At 31.2% G+C, this 18,319-nt stretch carries 17 protein-coding genes; 10 read left to right on the top strand and 7 right to left on the bottom strand.

What is annotated here, in order from left to right; all coding sequences use genetic code 11:
* Positions 1 to 53 precede the first annotated feature (53 nt).
* Together DG508_RS16635 and DG508_RS16630 are read right to left on the bottom strand one after the other, a co-directional pair.
* Positions 54 to 464 (bottom strand): DUF2541 family protein, encoded by a 411-nt coding sequence (locus DG508_RS16635; protein WP_108869226.1) that lies wholly within the window; start codon positions 462 to 464, stop codon positions 54 to 56.
* A gap of 130 nt (positions 465 to 594) precedes the next feature.
* The gene (locus DG508_RS16630) at positions 595 to 1,431 is read right to left on the bottom strand and encodes an OmpA/MotB family protein (protein ID WP_108869225.1); all 837 of its coding nucleotides are present in this window, start codon (positions 1,429 to 1,431) and stop codon (positions 595 to 597) included.
* Positions 1,432 to 1,777: 346 nt separating this feature from the next.
* Between DG508_RS16630 and DG508_RS16625 the strand changes: the two genes are divergently transcribed.
* Positions 1,778 to 2,722: a peptidoglycan DD-metalloendopeptidase family protein gene (locus tag DG508_RS16625; RefSeq protein WP_159090877.1), complete on the top strand. Its 945-nt coding sequence runs from the start codon at positions 1,778 to 1,780 to the stop codon at positions 2,720 to 2,722.
* On the opposite strand, the gene DG508_RS16620 is transcribed toward DG508_RS16625, so the two are convergent.
* Positions 2,719 to 3,975 (bottom strand): response regulator, encoded by a 1,257-nt coding sequence (locus DG508_RS16620; protein ID WP_108869223.1) that lies wholly within the window; start codon positions 3,973 to 3,975, stop codon positions 2,719 to 2,721. The two genes, DG508_RS16625 and DG508_RS16620, sit on opposite strands and share 4 nt — an antisense overlap.
* Before the next feature lie 224 nt (positions 3,976 to 4,199).
* On the opposite strand from DG508_RS16620, the gene DG508_RS16615 reads away from it, so the two are divergent.
* Positions 4,200 to 4,841 (top strand): hypothetical protein, encoded by a 642-nt coding sequence (locus DG508_RS16615; RefSeq protein ID WP_159090876.1) that lies wholly within the window; start codon positions 4,200 to 4,202, stop codon positions 4,839 to 4,841.
* A 101-nt stretch (positions 4,842 to 4,942) separates the two neighbouring features.
* Here the strand turns inward: DG508_RS16615 and DG508_RS16610 are convergent, their stop codons facing one another.
* From DG508_RS16610 to DG508_RS16600, 3 genes are all read right to left on the bottom strand, one after another.
* Positions 4,943 to 5,371 (bottom strand): hypothetical protein, encoded by a 429-nt coding sequence (locus tag DG508_RS16610; RefSeq protein ID WP_108869221.1) that lies wholly within the window; start codon positions 5,369 to 5,371, stop codon positions 4,943 to 4,945.
* A 116-nt stretch (positions 5,372 to 5,487) separates the two neighbouring features.
* Positions 5,488 to 5,808, bottom strand: coding sequence for an ArsR/SmtB family transcription factor (locus DG508_RS16605; RefSeq protein WP_108869220.1), 321 nt, complete (start codon positions 5,806 to 5,808; stop codon positions 5,488 to 5,490).
* Positions 5,798 to 6,223: an SRPBCC family protein gene (locus DG508_RS16600; RefSeq protein ID WP_108869219.1), complete on the bottom strand. Its 426-nt coding sequence runs from the start codon at positions 6,221 to 6,223 to the stop codon at positions 5,798 to 5,800. The genes DG508_RS16605 and DG508_RS16600 overlap by 11 nt, the downstream gene beginning before the upstream one ends.
* A gap of 162 nt (positions 6,224 to 6,385) precedes the next feature.
* On the opposite strand from DG508_RS16600, the gene DG508_RS16595 reads away from it, so the two are divergent.
* From DG508_RS16595 to DG508_RS16585, 3 genes are all read left to right on the top strand, one after another.
* Positions 6,386 to 7,231, top strand: a complete 846-nt coding sequence (locus DG508_RS16595; protein WP_108869218.1) for a sterol desaturase family protein — start codon at positions 6,386 to 6,388, stop codon at positions 7,229 to 7,231.
* A 50-nt stretch (positions 7,232 to 7,281) separates the two neighbouring features.
* Positions 7,282 to 7,677, top strand: coding sequence for a cupin domain-containing protein (locus DG508_RS16590; RefSeq protein WP_108869217.1), 396 nt, complete (start codon positions 7,282 to 7,284; stop codon positions 7,675 to 7,677).
* A gap of 167 nt (positions 7,678 to 7,844) precedes the next feature.
* Positions 7,845 to 11,075, top strand: a complete 3,231-nt coding sequence (locus tag DG508_RS16585) for a M14 family zinc carboxypeptidase (protein ID WP_108869216.1) — start codon at positions 7,845 to 7,847, stop codon at positions 11,073 to 11,075.
* Between the two features lie 182 nt (positions 11,076 to 11,257).
* On the opposite strand, the gene DG508_RS16580 is transcribed toward DG508_RS16585, so the two are convergent.
* Positions 11,258 to 11,482 (bottom strand): hypothetical protein, encoded by a 225-nt coding sequence (locus DG508_RS16580; protein WP_108869215.1) that lies wholly within the window; start codon positions 11,480 to 11,482, stop codon positions 11,258 to 11,260.
* Positions 11,483 to 11,580: 98 nt separating this feature from the next.
* Here DG508_RS16580 and DG508_RS16575 point away from each other — a divergent pair, with 98 nt between their 5' ends.
* The 5 genes from DG508_RS16575 to DG508_RS16555 all read left to right on the top strand — a co-directional run bounded on the left by DG508_RS16575 (position 11,581) and on the right by DG508_RS16555 (position 18,303).
* Positions 11,581 to 11,931 (top strand): hypothetical protein, encoded by a 351-nt coding sequence (locus DG508_RS16575; protein ID WP_108869214.1) that lies wholly within the window; start codon positions 11,581 to 11,583, stop codon positions 11,929 to 11,931.
* Positions 11,932 to 12,194: 263 nt separating this feature from the next.
* Positions 12,195 to 12,734, top strand: a complete 540-nt coding sequence (locus DG508_RS16570; protein ID WP_108869213.1) for a class I SAM-dependent methyltransferase — start codon at positions 12,195 to 12,197, stop codon at positions 12,732 to 12,734.
* Positions 12,735 to 12,819: 85 nt separating this feature from the next.
* The gene (locus DG508_RS16565; protein ID WP_108869212.1) at positions 12,820 to 13,236 is read left to right on the top strand and encodes an HYC_CC_PP family protein; all 417 of its coding nucleotides are present in this window, start codon (positions 12,820 to 12,822) and stop codon (positions 13,234 to 13,236) included.
* Between the two features lie 103 nt (positions 13,237 to 13,339).
* A complete protein-coding gene (locus tag DG508_RS16560; RefSeq protein ID WP_108869211.1) occupies positions 13,340 to 17,089 on the top strand; it encodes an efflux RND transporter permease subunit in 3,750 nt (1,249 codons plus the stop codon).
* On the top strand, positions 17,086 to 18,303 hold the full coding sequence (locus DG508_RS16555) for a TolC family protein (RefSeq protein WP_108869210.1): 1,218 nt from the start codon (positions 17,086 to 17,088) through the stop codon (positions 18,301 to 18,303). Before DG508_RS16560 ends, DG508_RS16555 begins: the two co-directional genes overlap by 4 nt.
* Positions 18,304 to 18,319: the final 16 nt, after the last annotated feature.

Below are 18,319 nucleotides of genomic sequence, written 5' to 3'. Positions count from 1 at the left end.
ATAATAAGGTTGATTACTAGTTGCTAAAAAATGTATTCAACCTTATTCTGATTTCAATGTTTACCAAAAACATGAATTTTCGCCTTTTTTATTGATGACTTTTTAGTATCATAAATAAAAGTGATATTTCTAATAATACGTTTGTTTCCTTTTAAATCAATAATTCTTGTTTCACTTTTTCTTGAAAAATTATGTTTTAATTGGATGATATCTTTTTTTCCATTCCCGTATTGAACTACCATTTTATGCATTGTAAGAGATCCGCCTGTAATTTTAATTTTTAATTTCCTAAAGCTTCCTTCTTTGGCAGTTAGTTTTATTACGTCTTTATCTAACCTATAATTGACAGTTCTTGACCCCAAATGTTTCCAATCAATTCTGGTAGTTGTAAAGCTGCTACTTATAAGTAGAATAGTTAAGATGGATAAGAAGAAAGAAAATCGTGGTAATGTAAGACTTTTCATAGTTTCTGTAATTTTGATTTATAATAAGACAGCAGAACTACAAAAAAGTTTAAAATGAAGTAATAGAAAAGCGGGATAATTATAAAACTTATCCCGCTTTTTATATGTTTAAAAATATGTTTTTCTTATACTAGTTAGAAGATAACATAGCAAAAAACTTATCCATATTTGGTAATAAGACAATTCTTGTACGTCTGTTAATCGCCATATTTTCTTTAGAATCATTTTCTACCAATGGCTTATAACTACTTCTACCAGATGCAATTAATTTAGCAGGGTCAACACTATAAGAAGATTGTAATTTTCTAATAATAGATGTTGCTCTTTTTACACTTAAGTCCCAGTTGTCTTGTACGACAGCATTGTTAATTGTTCTAGAGTCAGTATGACCTTCTACCATAACTTCTAAGCTTGGCTCAGAATTGATAACTTCTGCTAATTTCTTTAGTATGTTATCTGCTTTACTGCTAACTCTATAACTACCACTATTGAATAACATTTTATCAGAGATAGAAATCATTACTACAGTGTTGTCTATATCTATTGAGATATCTTCATCATTTTTTAAATCATCAGATAAAGAATTTTTTAAATTATAAGATACAGCAAGATTCATTGAATCTTTTAAAGAAGTAGCATTTTGTAATTTTTGCTGATCAACTTTAGCCAATGTAGCTTTCATTTTTTCTTTAGTATTGTTAGATATTGCGGCTACACCACCATCTACCATTACCATTTTTTCGTTATTCTCATCTCTCAAAGAGTTGATTTTCGCATTATAGTCTGCTACTCTAGCTTCAATCTTCGCAAATTTATCTTCTAGTTCATCTTTCTCTACGGCAGTTTTTTGTAGCGTACTACGTGTTTCCTGTAATTCTTGTTCTAAAGCAACATACTTCTTTTTTGATACACAAGATGTCATAATCAATGCTCCTGACATTACAATTAACGTGGATAATCTTTTCATGGTTATTTAATTAATAATTAGTTTTTATCTAAACTGTCACTTGCGAGATTTATTGTTTTATTAATTATTAATATTTTCATATGAATTTCTTAAAAAGTGTTAATATTGCATCTGGAAAATAAAGGCTATAAAAACTATACAGAAATGGTATATTTTTTATGAGTAAATAACTGTTTGATATTCAAAAAAATATAAGTTTTGTTAAGCTATTGATTGTATGAATTACTAATGTAATCTATGTTTTTTTTGTAACAACATGTTATTTTAGCAGTTTTATATAAAGTAGAATTGATACAGCCCTAAATTGTTTTGAATTGATAAAATGTATAATAATTAGATGTTTTTAATGAAAAAAAGGTTCGTATCCTGTTGTTTGTTATTTATATCCTTTTTTGTGATCTCTGGTCAAGAAACGGTAACACAAGAAGAGAATAAAGTAATTGATTATAAAAAGATGGTATTAGAAGGTAAAATAATATGTTTACCTATCTATCCAAGAAAAGCTAAACAGTTTCCTGTAGAAGATATTTTGTCTGACCATATGGAAACATATAATACCAAATGGGATACTCTGAATTTTAATCCATATTGGGATGAACATCTTAGTTTTCCTTTTCAATTAGAATTTGATGAAAAAGATTTCTCACCACCAGTTTCTGGTAAAATGGTGATTACTTCTCGTTTTGGATGGAGAAGAGGGCGTGCTCATAAAGGTATAGATATTGATCTTCAAGTAGGAGATACTGTGAAAACAATATTAGATGGTAAAATACGATATGTAGGATATCATGGTGGGTATGGTAATACTATAGTGGTACGACATCATAATGGATTAGAAACGGTCTATGCACATCTTTCTAAAACAATAGTAAAAAAAAATGACAATGTAAAAAAAGGTCAAATGATTGGTGAAGGAGGGGTTACTGGAAATGCTAGAGGTAGTCATTTGCATCTAGAAGTACGGTATCATGGCAAAGGAATCAATCCAGAATATTTATTTGAATTTACAAAAGATAGAAAAATACGATCAGATACGCTTATGGTGACCAAAAGGTGGGTTACCCCAAGATACCATCGGTCTACGCGTATGAGTAAAATAGTGGTTTATAAAACAAAGGATGATATTGCAAAGGCAGAAGAAGAGAAAAAGAAGATTTATACTGTAAAAAAGGGAGATACACTTTCTCGTATAGCAAATAAATATGGGTTGGCAATCTCTGAAATATGTAAAACAAACTCTTTACGACATAATTCTATTTTGAGAATTGGACAACAAATAATTATATATTAATTTTCTTTTACAGAAGAACTATTTATGTATTTATGAATCATTTTTAATAAATGATTTTTGTTATAAGGTTTTAAAATATAATCATTGAGCCCAGCTCTTACAATTTGCCTGTTTAATTGAGTAACATCTACAGCAGTAAGTGCAATGATAGGAGTTGATGTATTGAATTTTCTTATTCTTTTGGTGGTTCCAATCCCATTCAGTCTTGGCATATTGATATCCATAAGTATAATATCATATTCATTTTCTTTGGCAAGGTCTATTGCATCAAAACCATTATCAATAGTGGTACAGTCAAATTGCTCTTTAGATAATATTTTGTCGGCTACAAGAAGATTTAGTTTGTTATCATCTACAATTAAAACCTTGTAATTGGTAGATTGTAGAGAATCATCAAAAATAACTTTCTTAATCCCATTACTTGTTGGTTGTTGTTGAAATTCAAAGTCCATAATCAAGATATATTCAGAACCTGAATGAGCATTATTTTTTATTACAATTTCAGCACCTATAGCCTTAGCAAGGCGATTGATGATTTTTGAATTAATTCCAGTACCAAGAAAAGATTCTTTGGTGTTTTCTGTATTAATAAACTCTTGATAAATGGATTTTTCATCTTCTTTAGAGATATCATAACCATTATGATTAATTTTGAAATGAATAGTGGCCGTATTTTCAACTTGCTTATTTGAGCTAACCAAAAAATATACATTTCCGTTTTTTGTATATCGAAGCGAATTACTTATTAGGTTCATAAGGATTTGCGAAATAATAGCAGCATCTCCATAAACCATATAATCTATTTTAGAGTCAAATTCAAAATGAAGGGTGTTGTCACTATTTTCTGTAGCGTAACCAAATGAATTAATTAGATTTTGAGTAACCTCTTTTAAATTAAATAAGTTGTTCTGAACAATCATTTCTTTCGAGTCCAAAAAATTTACATGAAGTACATTATTGATCAATGTAAAAAGATAATCTCCAGAAAATTTTAGAGACTTGAGATTTTTATCATTTTTGATTTCAGGATATTCTTCTTCTATGAGATTAGTTAATCCCATAATACCATATAAAGGAGTTCTTAACTCTTGGCTAAGAGTAGAGATAAAATCTTGCTGTAAACGAAATTGTTCGTTAGCTTTTTGCTGTAGTTCGATGTTTTTTTTATCAAGCTTTTTACTGTTCTTTTTATAGATAAACCACAAAAAAAGAAGCCCAACAAGAAGTGTTCCTTCTATTATATAATGAATCATATCATTTTTAATAACAAAATAAGAAATATACCACTCATCATACAAGTTTGTTAGTGTGTTTTTTTTGATTACTAGAATAACTTAACAATTATGTGTAATTATTAAGAATTAATAGGGTCTTTATAGGTAAATGCGATTGATCAATAAAAAAGATATAATGTAATTTATGATCCTTAGACTTTAATAATTACCTTTGTATATTGATGGTGGAATATGAATATGTTATGAAAACTTACTTATTTTTACTTTTATTTTTATGTTGTGGTATAGTGATGTATGCACAAATAGAGAATACATTACCTGCTTTGGGTGGTGATATTAATAATACAGTACCATCTAGATTATCTGGTGGGATATTAACTTCCGAACCAGAATCTTCTCCTTTATTGCACGATTCTTCAAAAAAGTTAGGTGAATATGATCGAAATGAACCTAATTTTGATATGAGAGGTAATACTGGCTTTTTTGAACCAGAAATAGAAAAAACACCTAAATGGTTTACAAAAGATAAAGAGATTAAAGATGCCTATAAGAGTGACCAATATTTTGGCGATTTTAAAAGTAAAGGAGAATTTGTTAGATTATTATATAGGGATCATGAATATGTAGACGGTGATGTAGTTAGGATTTATCTTAATGATACAATGATTGTTTCAAAAGTATTTTTAGGTGGTGATTTTAAGGGGATAGGTATTGATTTGATAAAAGGGTTTAATAAGATTGATATAGAAGCGTTAAACCAAGGAGAGTCTGGTCCTAATACTGCAGAGTTTCATCTTTATGATGACCAAGGTAGTCTCATAACCAGTAATGAATGGAATCTTACCACTGGAGTTAAAGCTACATTGATTGTAGTTAAAGAGTAATATTTTTGTTTATTGAGTTAGACTTTAATGTTCTGAAGCTTGTTTTAAACAAATACTTCATGGGGTTTCCTAGATGTAGTTTATTTTAAAAAATCTAACTGTTAAGAAATCCAAAGATTAGATTGTGATTTTTTTGCAAACCAAACTAGAAAAAAAGCAACCACAATAACAATACATGGCATTATAACTCTACTTCCTGATAGTGCTATATAATCTTGTATAAAGAAATTGTATACTGCTTGTCCTAAGACACCTAGTAGAGATGCTATAAAAAGAAAAGAAGCCCATTTTCTTCTTACTAATAAAGCAATACATCCTAAAGTACCTGAGAATACAGCTATTGCAAAAGCAGCAGTGACCCAAATAGGAGTGTTTTTATAAAAATTTTGTTCATTTTCTGGTAAAAGAGCCAATGCTTCATTAGTTATAAAAGCCTGACCAATATAAGCCATTACTCCCATAATATTCCATAATAATGCTATGATACCTATAACCCAAAACCACACAGGGGGTTTGTTTGTGTTTTTCATAAGATATTGATATTAAGTTGTTTTGTGGATTGCAATGTACTTAGAAACTGAGTGAAATACAAATTTAGATAATTTTCTATGAGAGGTATAGATGAAAAATATTTCAATTAAAAAGATTAACTTTTATCTAAATATGTATTTAGGTTATCTAAAGTATCATCCCAAAATTCTTCATAGGTTTTTAACCATTGATTTACTTCTTTCAAAGGGTGCGTGTCAGCATAGCAATATCGTTCTCTTCCATTAGTGTTTATACGAATTAACCCAGCGTTTTCTAAAGTTTTTAAGTGTTTGGTAATACCTTGTCTGCTGATTTCAAACTGATCAGATATTTGAGTTATTGGTAAAGCAGTTGCAGATATTACCAAAGCATGAAATATTTCGCGTCTAGTAGGATCTGCAATAGCCTTTAATATTGTGGTAATGTTATTGTGCATGAATAGTTTGTTTTAGGTAATCAAAGAGACCAGAGATACAATGATCCCATCCGTTGGTAAAACTACTAAACATTTCGATAGCAGTCTCTCCTTTGTAGTTTGATATTCCCGAATGTTCAAGATACAATTTGGTACCACCTTCAATTTCTTCCAAAATCCACTTTACTGTAGTTTCTACAGGAGCCTCTTTTACAATCCAGGAATAAACCAATGTATAGGGATCTGCTTTTTTTACTTCCCCTTCGATAGGAGAGCATTCTTTTTTTGTAGAAATAAAAGTGTACTGATACCCTTTTTCTGCCTTGAAATCGGCTTGCAAAAACCAAGTTGAAATTTCTGTAGCATTGGTGATTGCATTCCAAACTTTTTCTATAGGATGATTAAATATTCTTTCTTTTGTGATTAAGTCTTTCATAATGTTTATTTTAAAATTAATACGCAACTATATAGTTGCTAAATTACTGATATTTTTTTAATAAGCAACTTTTTGGTTGCCTATTTGTTGTTTTGCTATAATTTAACCTTGAAATTCAAAGAAACAATTGTGTAATTATCAAAAATAGAATACTTTACGTAAATGCAAGCTATTCTTGATTATTTTGAAACGATACCTTCTTCGCACCGCAGTTTTATTCTAGTAGGAGGAATTGCCTTTTTTTGGCTTATAGAGTATAACGCACCATTATTTAGGTTTAGGTACAAGAAATTTAAACATGCATGGCCTAATTTGTTTTTTACATTAACTACTATAATCATCAATTTCTTGTTGGCATTTATCTTGCTTAAAACAAGTGATTGGACAGTAAGTCATAAGTTTGGAGTGCTACAATGGTTGGTGTTGCCAACTTGGGCTACAGTATTGTTAGGTGTTGCGTTACTTGATTTGGTTGGAGCATGGGTGGCACATTATATTCAACATATGATAAAACCACTATGGATGTTTCATTTGGTGCATCATACAGATAATCAAGTTGATACTACAACAGCCAATAGGCATCATCCAGGAGAAAGTATTGTTCGTTTTTTATTTACTACACTCGCAATTTTTATTACTGGAGCGCCAATTGGGGTAATTATGTTGTACCAATCTCTATCAGTACTATTGTCACAATTTAACCATGCAAATATTTCTTTGCCTAAAAAAGTAGATACAGCCCTTAGCTGGGTTATTGTTTCGCCAAATATGCATAAGGTACATCATCATTATAAATTACCTTATACAGATACTAATTATGGGAATATTTTTTCTATTTGGGATCGGATTTTTAAAACATATTCTAAAATATCTAGTAATAATTTGGTATATGGTGTTGATAGTTACCCTAATATCAATTCAACTACAGATATTAAAAAGTTACTTAAATTACCTTTTTCTAAATATCGTTCACCCACCGAAATTGATTTTGAATCAAAAGAATTTTAAATCAAACTGTTAGGTGTGTTAAGTCTTTTAGAGAATAAAAATAATAAAATATGAAAATAATATCGATTGCTTGTTGTATTCTTATATATAACTTAGGTTTTTCTCAAGAAGTGATTGCTATAGATGATATTGTACCAAATGAGAATTATAATAATATTTTAGTAAAAAAAGTATATACAGATGCAAACGCTTCTACATTTGTAATTTGGATAAAAGATAAAGTGAATCCACACATTCATAAAGAGCATACAGAACAGGTATTTGTACTAGAAGGAAAAGCAAAAGTTTGGTTGAATGGCAAAGAGCAAGTAATAAAAAAAGGAGACTGGATTACAATACCTAAACAGACAATACATAGAGTAGCAGTGTTGTCAAAAATCCCTCTAAAAGTAATCTCTATTCAAGCCCCAAAATTTGAAGGGAAAGATCGAATATTTATAGATTAAATACCCCTTTTATTATCGGGTAGGATTCACCTTTTACTTCTTATTTATTTTTAGTATTCGCTTTTGCTTGAATTTAGTATCTTTAGGTACAATAGATTATGCAAATTATCTTAATGTTTTTTATGTTAATTCATTAATTAACTCAACTTAAACTATTCTTAAAACCAATGAAAAAAAGTACCATCTTTATGCTGGTGATATCGTGTATCATCAGTATTTCTCTTTATGCACAAAAAAGTAATAAAGAGCTCGCCAAAGAGTATTTAAATCTAAAGGGAGAAGTAATCTTTGATTTTACAATTACTCAAAAATCACAATTAAACCTCATAAGCAAAGAATTAGCTATCGTGCATTATGATGAAAACACAAATACGGTCAAAGTAATGGCTAATAAAAATCAATTCTCTTCCTTTTTGCAAAAAAATATTCCTTTTACTGTTACTACAGAAGATAATATTATTGGATATAGAACCATGACTTCGGATTTAGCTGGTAAAGCAACTACATTTCCGCTTACAGCATATCCAACCTATTCAGATTATGAGACAATGATGAATGATTTTGCTATCAATTATCCAACTCTGTGTAAAGTAGAGAATATTGGTGTTACTACAGAAGGAGATAAATCTTTATTATTTGTGAAACTGTCAGACAATGTAAATCTTAATGAGCAAGAACCGCGGGTAATGTATACCTCGTCTATGCATGGAGATGAAATTGCTGGATATCCTATGATGCTTAATCTTATTGATTATTTACTAGACGCTTATTCTAATACTGCGCATCCTAAACATAATGATATCAAGAATTTATTAGATAACAATGAAGTTTGGATTAATCCTTTAGCAAATCCAGATGGCACTTTTCGTAATAGCCCAAACAATACATCTGTGGCCAATGCTACTAGAGGAAATGCTAATAATGTAGACTTAAATAGGAATTATCCAGATCCTGATGATGGAGCTCACCCTGATGGCAATACGTACCAGACAGAAACTATTGCATTTATGAATTTTGCAGATGCTCAACACTTTGTGTTATCAGCAAATTTTCATGGAGGAATAGAGCTGGTTAATTACCCTTGGGATACGTATGCAGGAGCACATCCTGATGAAGATTATTTTGTACATGTTTCTGAAGAGTATAGAAATCACTGCCAAGCCAATAGTCCAGCAGGATATTTTGATGATATAAACAATGGAATTACCAATGGTTTTGCATGGTATGAAGTACAAGGAGGAAGGCAAGATTACCAAATATATAATCAAAAAGGAAAAGAAATAACCGTTGAATTATCAACCAATAAGACTCCGCCAGCAAATCAATTAGTAAACTTTTGGAATTATAATAAAGAAGCGTTAATTTCTTTTTTAAAACAAATAAATTATGGCATCAGAGGGGTAGTTACAGATGTAGTAACAAATCAGCCTATACAAGCAAAAATTACTGTAATAGGTAAAGAAAGTTATGAAACATGGACTCCCACAGAATTACCAGAAGGAGATTATTATAGACCTATAAAAGCAGGAACATATGATCTTTTGTTTGAAGCCGCTTGTTATGAGTCGCTTACACTTACAGGAGTAACCGTAGCAGATTATGCTGCTGTAATCAAGAATGTACAATTAACTCCAATAGGAGGTGTGGCACCTACAGGATTGGTAGCTTCAAGTATTCAGCCTACAACGGCTACATTAAGCTGGAATACAAGCTCAGGAGCCACATATGATATAAGATACCGTGTGATAGGTAGTGCTAATTGGGTAAACGTATCGTCTACTACAAATACGATTAATATTACAGGTTTGGTAGCGAGCACTTCTTATGAATCTCAAGTAAGAAGTAATTGTGCTGGAGGAACTAGTTCTCCATATAGTACATCTACAAACTTTACAACACTCGGTACTCCTACTTGTGCAGGAATAAATTCATTTCCATATATAGAAAGTTTTGAGGCAGGTTTAGGGCTTTGGACCAATGTGTCAGGGGATGATATAAACTGGACAAGAGATTCTGGAGGAACTTCTTCTTCATCAACAGGCCCTTCTACTGGCCAAGAAGGAGCTTTTTACCTCTATACAGAAGCTTCATCCTCTGGTAGCCCTAATAAAACAGCACTTCTTGAGAGTCCTTGTATTGATTTAGGAGTTTTGTCAGGAATTTCTTTAGAATTTGGGTATCATATGTATGGTAGTCAAATGGGGATATTAGAAGTCTTAATCAGTACAAATGATGGCGGTACGTATACTTCATTATGGAGCAAGAGTGGTAATTTAGGAAATATATGGAACACAGCAACTGTTGATCTTAGTGCATATGCTGGGTCTGTGATCAAATTGCAATTTAAGGGAATTACAGGAACAGGTTTTAGAAGTGATATGGCTATAGATAACATTACTATAAAATCTTCTACACCAGATACAGAACCTCCTTCTGTTCCTACAAATCTAACTACATCATCTATTACGTCTACTAGTATTGGACTTTTATGGAATTCATCTACAGATAATATTGGAGTATCTGGATATGAAATATATCAAGGAGCAACTTTATTAACTACAGTAACAAATACAAATTATACTGTTACAGGATTAAGCCCTAATACAACATATACGTTTTCTGTAAAAGCAAAAGATGTAGCAGGAAATGTCTCTGCTCATAGTGCTATAATTAATGCAACTACATTAGATCAGGCTATTTCATATTGTGTATCCAAAGGAAATAATGTAAGCTATGAATATATTGACTATGTTGGGTTGGGTGAAATAACAAATACAACAACAGCAAATTCTGGATATGGTGATTTTACTAGTTTAGTGGCAAATATAGGATATGGGGCAAACACCATTATAGTAAGTGCAGGATTTACAAATACAGCATATAGAGAATATTGGAGTGTATGGATAGATTATAATCAGAACGGTAGCTTTGAAGCCACAGAACAAATAGTATCGAATCAATCAAATAGTAGTGCAAATCAATCTTTTAATTTTAATATTCCCACAACAGCATTATCAGGCACAACCAGAATGAGGGTTTCTATGAAATATAATGTAGAACCAGGAGCATGTGAAACATTTACATACGGTGAAGTAGAAGATTATGCTGTAAATATAAGTACAACTCCAGCTGCAAAAGAAGGGGGAACTATAAGAAAAGATAATAGTGATATATCGGTATATCCAAATCCTGTGAAAGACGGAATCTTATTTGTACAGACAAAACATGTTAAAAATAATTTATCATATAAGATTATTAATTATATCGGTCAAACAGTAATGGAGAATCAATTATCAGAAAACAAGATTGATATTTCTTCATTGCCAGAAGGTGTCTATATCTTGAGAATAGATATAGACACAAAAATGATTACCAAAAAAATTATGATTACGAGGTAATCAAATAGAGTTTTCAAAAATATAGTAAAAGCCTCTGGATCTCCAGAGGCTTTTATATTTCCATATAGGTTGAAAAAAATATACTGCAAAAACCTCGTAACATACGAGGTGAGATAATACTATATCAAAATAGTTTAGTGGTATTCTAAAAAAAAAGACTTATCAAGTTTGTATTTAGAATTTTATTGATCCTTATAATCAATAATATCTTTTATATCAACATCCATATAGTTGGCAATTTTTTGCAGTCTTTCAAAATCTTTTACAAGATCTTTTCGCTTCACAACATAATCACCTGCCTGCGGACTTACTCCTAAAGCTTTTGATATACCATATACCGTTTTAGCTCCTTTACTTTTTTTAAGGAGCTTTTTTAGTTTCCTGTTTACCATATCGCAAACATACATATAACATTTGATTATTCAAATAAATTTTTATTAAAAAAATACTTGTATATTAAAAATATGTTTGTATATTCGTTGCATACAAATCAAATCATCTAATTATGAAACTTTTATTAGCAACAGTAGTGTTTTGCGTATCTATGGTGAGCGCAACTCCATTAAAAACTGAACCTTTTTTTGGAGGTAAAGAAAAAATTGAGCGTAAGAAAAAAGCTAAAGAAAGAACATCAGCAAATAAGAATGTTCACTCTATAAAGAAGTGGAAAATAACAATAGAGTATACGAATGGTAATACAATATCAAAAACTATCGTTGTCAGTCAAAATTCAAAATTAAGTGCCTTAGAAACCGCATTTGAAGAAGCAGAGAAGCACTTAAAAAACACAAAAAACATAAAAGATTATAGTATATCTCCTGTAACAGATTCTTATGTGCTATTAGCAGGAAATTAAAAGTTAATCAATACCAGGAACTTACCTATTATTACATTAAGAGATCACATTGCGTGGTCTCTTTTTTTATGTTCAAATTAGGGTACTATAAAAAAGAAACTATTTTTGTACCCCATACGTATGTAACTATTTTAAAGCATAGTCGTCATATAAGGTAAGGAATAAGGAATATAAGTAAGTCGAGGTATACACAAGTAATGAATTTATAAGCATTACATATATCTCTATATAGTAGAAGAACACAATTAAGTGAGGGAAAATATATGTCAAAACTTTTTACAATTACAGCGCTAAAAAACTTAAAGCAAACAGGAAGTTTGTTTAGAAGCTCTAAGAAATTAGCGAGTCAACTGGTCAAACCTTTGGATGCAGATAAGAAATTGACAGTTGTCGAGCTAGGTGCTGGTGATGGAGTGATAACAAAACCTATTTTGAATAAAATAGGAATAAATTCATGTTTGCATTCTTTTGAGATTAACCTCTCATTTATTCCAAAATTAAAATCTATAAAAGATAATCGGCTAACAATACATAATACATGTGTATCTAATTTGAGTTCTATTTTTGCAGAGAACAAAGTAGACTTTGTAATATCTTGCTTGCCTTTGGCTAATATTGAATATAATTTCAAGAAGCAGTTGATAGATGATATCAAGTTTATACTTAAAGAAGGAGGGAGCTTTATTCAATATCAATACACAAAAAAAGATCAGGAACTTTTAAAAACTAATTTTTTAGAAGCCAAAACAACACTTTGTATTAAAAATATTCCGCCAGCTTTTATCTATAATTGTCAGAATTGATAAGACCTCATAAAGTAAATAAGAATCATTAAACTTCTGTTAAACAAGGTGAGGTATTTCATTTTTTCGTAAATTTGTTGCGTAAATGAAAGAAATCATTCAAAAAATATCAGCAGTTTGCATGACATTAGTAGTATTATTTTCTACAATGTCATTTACTATTGATATGCATTATTGTGGAACTACCTTAGTGGATATTGCGCTATATAAAGAAGCAAAGACATGTGGTATGAAACAGCAGGTTTCTGACAAATCAACTTGTTCTATACTACTCAAAAAAAGTTGTTGTAGTGATAAACAATTAACGATTGATGGGCAAGATGAGCTACAAAACTCATTTGATAGCCTAACTTTTGAACAACAAGTTTTTATCAGCTCTTTTTATTATTCTTTTATAGACCTTTTTGAAGGGTTAGAAGCCAATATAGTCCCTTTTAAGGAGCACTCACCACCTTTTCTGGTCAAGGATATTCATATCCTCAACGAGACTTTTCTTATTTGATGAATTAAATAATTAAAAATTGCCTAATATAATTTATAAATTGGGTTAGGTTGTTGTATCCTATAAACAACAATTTTCTTTAATTGTTTAATAATCAAATAATATGCTAAATAAAAGCATCAAATTTATTATAGAGAATAAGCTTGTAGCCTTGCTTATGCTTATACTATTTGTAGGGTGGGGTATTATAAATGCACCTTTTTCATGGCAAACAGGACTATTACCTACAGACCCTGTAGCTGTTGATGCCATACCTGATATAGGCGAAAATCAGCAAATTGTATATACAAAATGGCAGGGTCGATCCCCACAAGACATAGAAGATCAGGTTACCTATCCATTAACAACATCACTTCTGGGAGTTCCAGGGGTAAAAACTATTCGTAGTTCCTCAATGTTTGGTTTTTCTAGCATCTATATCATTTTTGAAGAAGATATAGAATTCTATTGGGGTCGAAGCCGTATTCTAGAAAAACTTAATTCGTTACCAGGTAATTTATTGCCAAAAGGAGTGAAGCCATCCCTAGGGCCGGATGCAACTGGATTGGGTCAGATTTTTTGGTATACTATAGAGGGAAGAGATGAAAACGGAGAAGTAACAGGAGGATGGGATTTACAAGAAATAAGAAGTGTTCAGGATTATTATATAAAATACGCATTATCATCTGCAAGTGGTGTAGCCGAAGTAGCATCAGTAGGAGGGCATGTTAAAGAATATCAGATAGATGTAGACCCTGAATTGATGCGACAATATAATGTAAGTCTTCGAGATGTTGTACAGGCAATAAAACAATCTAATAAAGATATTGGTGCACAAACACTAGAGATCAATCAGGCAGAATATCTGGTTCGTGGTCTTGGGTATATACAATCTATTGCTGATATAGAAAATGCCGTAGTCACATCAGAAGAATATACTTCTATCCGTATTAAAGATATTGCCCATGTGCATATAGGTCCAGCAACCAGAAGAGGAATATTAGATAAAGAAGGAGCAGAAGTAGTAGGAGGTGTTGTTGTAGCTAGATATGGTGCAAATCCAATGGAAGTCATTAATAATGTAAAAAATAAAATAAAAGAACTTAGTACAGGGCTTCCATCAAAAAAATTAAAAGACGGGCGTACATCACAATTAACGATTGTTCCATTTTATGATCGTACAGAACTTATTCAAGAAACTCTGGGAACATTAAGCGAAGCCTTAACTCTAGAAATTTTGATAACCATTCTAGTAATTATTATAATGGTATTTAACCTCAGAGCATCTATTCTTATTTCAGGACTTTTACCAGTAGCAGTTCTAATGGTGTTTATAGCCATGAAAATTTTTAATGTAGAAGCCAATATCGTTGCATTATCAGGTATTGCCATTGCTATAGGTACTATGGTTGATGTAGGGGTTATTCTATCAGAAAATATAATCAGACATATTGATGATGATAAAGAGAGTGTACCGATCAATACTGTAGTTTATAACGCAACAGCAGAAGTTTCAGGGGCTATCCTTACAGCGGTTTTGACAACGATTATTAGTTTTATTCCTGTATTTACTATGATTGGTGCAGAAGGTAAATTATTCAGACCTCTAGCATTTACAAAAACAATGGCACTCTCAGCGTCAATTATTGTCGCTTTATTTCTTATTCCACCATTTGCAGCATTCTTATTTCAAAAAAGACGCATAAAAACGATTGTACAATATATAATCAATGGTTTATTGATATTGTTAGGAGTACTAGCTATTTTTAATAAAATATGGCTAGGTATACTTATAATTGTTTTTGCAATAACTTCAATTCTTGGTTTACAAAAGAAACTCTCTTCAAAACGATCTAATCAGATTTATATAGGAGCCTTTATTATTACAATAGTGTGTTTATTAACAATACATTGGCGTCCATTGGGAGTAGGAGAAAATATGTTTTGGAATCTCATTTTTGTACTAATAATCTGTGTAAGTATATTAGGGATTTTTACTTTTTTTCAGAAGTATTATGCAGTAATTTTGCAATGGGCATTAGAACACAAGATAGCTTTTTTGTCACTACCAGCTATAATTGTACTTCTTGGTTTTGTGATTATGAAAAACACAGCAAAAGAGTTTATGCCATCCTTAGACGAAGGATCTTTCCTATTAATGCCAACAACTTTACCCCATGCTGGTATCGAAGAAAACAAAAGGATTTTGAAACAATTAGATATGGCTGTAGCAAGTATTCCTGAAATAAAAACAGTGGTAGGTAAAGCAGGAAAAACAGAATCTGCTCTAGACCCAGCACCCTTATCTATGTATGAAAATATCATTCAATATAAGCCTGAATACATGCTTAGTCATAAAGGAAAAAGACAACGATACAAAACCAATGATGAGGGCTTTTTTATAGGAAAAGATAATGCACTTATTTATAATGAAAATAATATTATTGACGCTACCGATATTCTAAACGCAAAGAAAGAAGGAAAGGTTGTTTTGAATTCATTACACATTAAAAAGAAACAACTTATTCCAGATGATGAAGGAGAGTTTTTTCGTAATTGGCGTCCAGAAATACATTCTAGAGATGATATATGGAAAAAAATAGTACAAGTCACCAAATTACCAGGAGTTACTTCTGCTCCCAAATTACAACCTATAGAAACTCGATTAATCATGTTACAAACAGGAATGAGAGCACCTATGGGGATCAAAATAAAAGGCCAAGACCTTAAACAGATCGAGAAATTTGGAATTAGATTAGAAGAAATAATAAAAGAAGTAACAGGAGTAAAAAAAGAAGCTGTCTTTGCAGATCGTATTGTAGGAAAACCTTATCTACTCATAGATATAGATAGACAGCAACTAACCCGTTATGGTGTATCAGTAGCGCAAGTACAAGAAGTACTTGAAGTAGCAGTAGGAGGGATGCCTCTTACTCAAACTGTAGAAGGCAGAGAACGCTATCAAGTACGTGTACGCTATCCTCGTGAACTTAGAGCAAACCCAACAGATTTAGAAAAAATATATGTGCCTGTAGAAAAAGGCAATACCGTTCCCTTGAGTGAATTGGTCAATATACGTTATCAACAAGGACCACAGGTAATCAAAAGTGAAGATACTTTTTTGGTAGGATATGTATTATTTGATAAACTCGATGAATTTGCAGAAATCAATGTAGTAGAAAATGCTCAAAAACAGATTGAAACGAAAATAAATAAAGGAGAACTTCATATCCCAAAAGGAATAAGTTACGAGTTTACAGGAACCTATGAAAATCAACTACGAGCAGAAAAAACTTTATCTATGGTGGTTCCTCTTGCTTTAGCGATCATTTTTTTGATACTATATTTTCAGTTTCGCTCTGCTATAACATCAATGATAGTATTTACAGGTATTGCTGTAGCATTTGCAGGAGGATTTATAATGATTTGGTTATATGGCCAAGAGTGGTTTCTAGATATAAATATATTTGATATAAATTTGAGAGAAGTATTTCAAATACAAACAATCAATCTAAGTGTGGCAGTATGGGTTGGTTTTATAGCACTCTTTGGTATTGCAACAGATGACGGAGTTGTAATGGCAACCTACCTTACTCAAACTTTTGATAAGAATAAACCACAATCACTATCCCAGATTAGAGCATCGGTAATAGAAGCAGGAGAAAAGAGAATTCGTCCATGTCTTATGACAACTGCAACTACGATTCTTGCATTATTACCTATTCTTACATCAACAGGAAGAGGAAGTGATATAATGATACCTATGGCAATTCCATCTTTTGGAGGAATGAGTATTGCTTTAATCACATTATTTGTTGTCCCCATTTTATATGCATGGACAAAAGAAATTAAACTTAAAAGAAAAACAGTATGAGATATCTAAGTATTATTATAGGTAGTCTGCTCTTTTTTTATACCGCAGAAGCACAGCAACTAGAAGCATATATACAAGAAGCCATGATAAATAATTCTCAAATTCAATCCTTTGAGATTCGTCATGCTATTGCAAAAGAAAAAGAGAATGAAACACATACATTACCCAACACACAAATAAGTGTTGGATATTTTGTAAGCGAACCCGAAACGAGAACAGGAGCACAACGAGCAAAAATTTCTGTACAACAAATGTTACCATGGTTTGGAACACTCACTGCAAGAGAGCACTATGCAAATACAATAACAGAAAAAGAATATTTAGAAGTTGTTGTTATTAAAAGAAAAATAGCACTCGCAATAGCTCAATCCTATTATAAATTATATGCTATCCAGTCAAAACAAAAAATAGTTACCGAAAATATAAATTTATTACAAACCTATGAAAAACTAGCATTAACATCGGTAGAGGTGGGTAAGGCCTCTGTAGTAGATGTATTAAAATTACAAATTCGACAAAATGAATTGCAACAATATAGAGATGTACTTAAAGAGCAAGTAACAGCAGAACAAGCAAGTTTTATTGCACTAATCAACAAAAAAAAAGATAGTATCGTGGTATCTCATAGACTAAAAATCCCACTACAAGACACAGAAGCTCAAAGTGAGGAAATAGCATTAAATCCAGAAATACTTACTTATGATGCACTATATCAAAGTGTATTACAATCAGAACAGCTCAATAAAAAAGAAAGTGCTCCTCAAATTGGTTTTGGGTTGAGTTACATTCCTGTGTCAGAACGATCTGATATGATCATATCGGATAATGGTAAAGATATTATAATGCCAATGGTCTCTCTCTCTATCCCGATATTTAATAAGCAATATAACTCTATAACACGGCAAAATGAGCTCCATCAAGAAAGAATAACAGCAGAAAAAGAAGAGAGAATAAATCAGCTTACCACAATATTAGCCAATGCATTATCAAATAGAAATAAAGCAAGAATCCAAAATAACACACAACAAAAGAACTTGGAACAAGCCAAAAATGCTGAGAAAATTCTAGTAAAAAGTTATGAAACTGGAACCATAGATTTTAATGATATACTTGATATTCAAGAACTACAACTTAAGTTTCAGCTCAATCAAATAGAAAGTATACAGCAATACTATATGCAAACAGCAATCATTAATTATTTAACAAACCAATAGAAGTAAATAAACATTC

It is taken from the genome of Aquimarina aquimarini, assembly GCF_900299535.1.
In the GTDB taxonomy this organism is placed as follows: Bacteria; Bacteroidota; Bacteroidia; order Flavobacteriales; family Flavobacteriaceae; genus Aquimarina; species Aquimarina aquimarini.
This window is presented reverse-complemented; position numbering and strand designations above follow the sequence as displayed.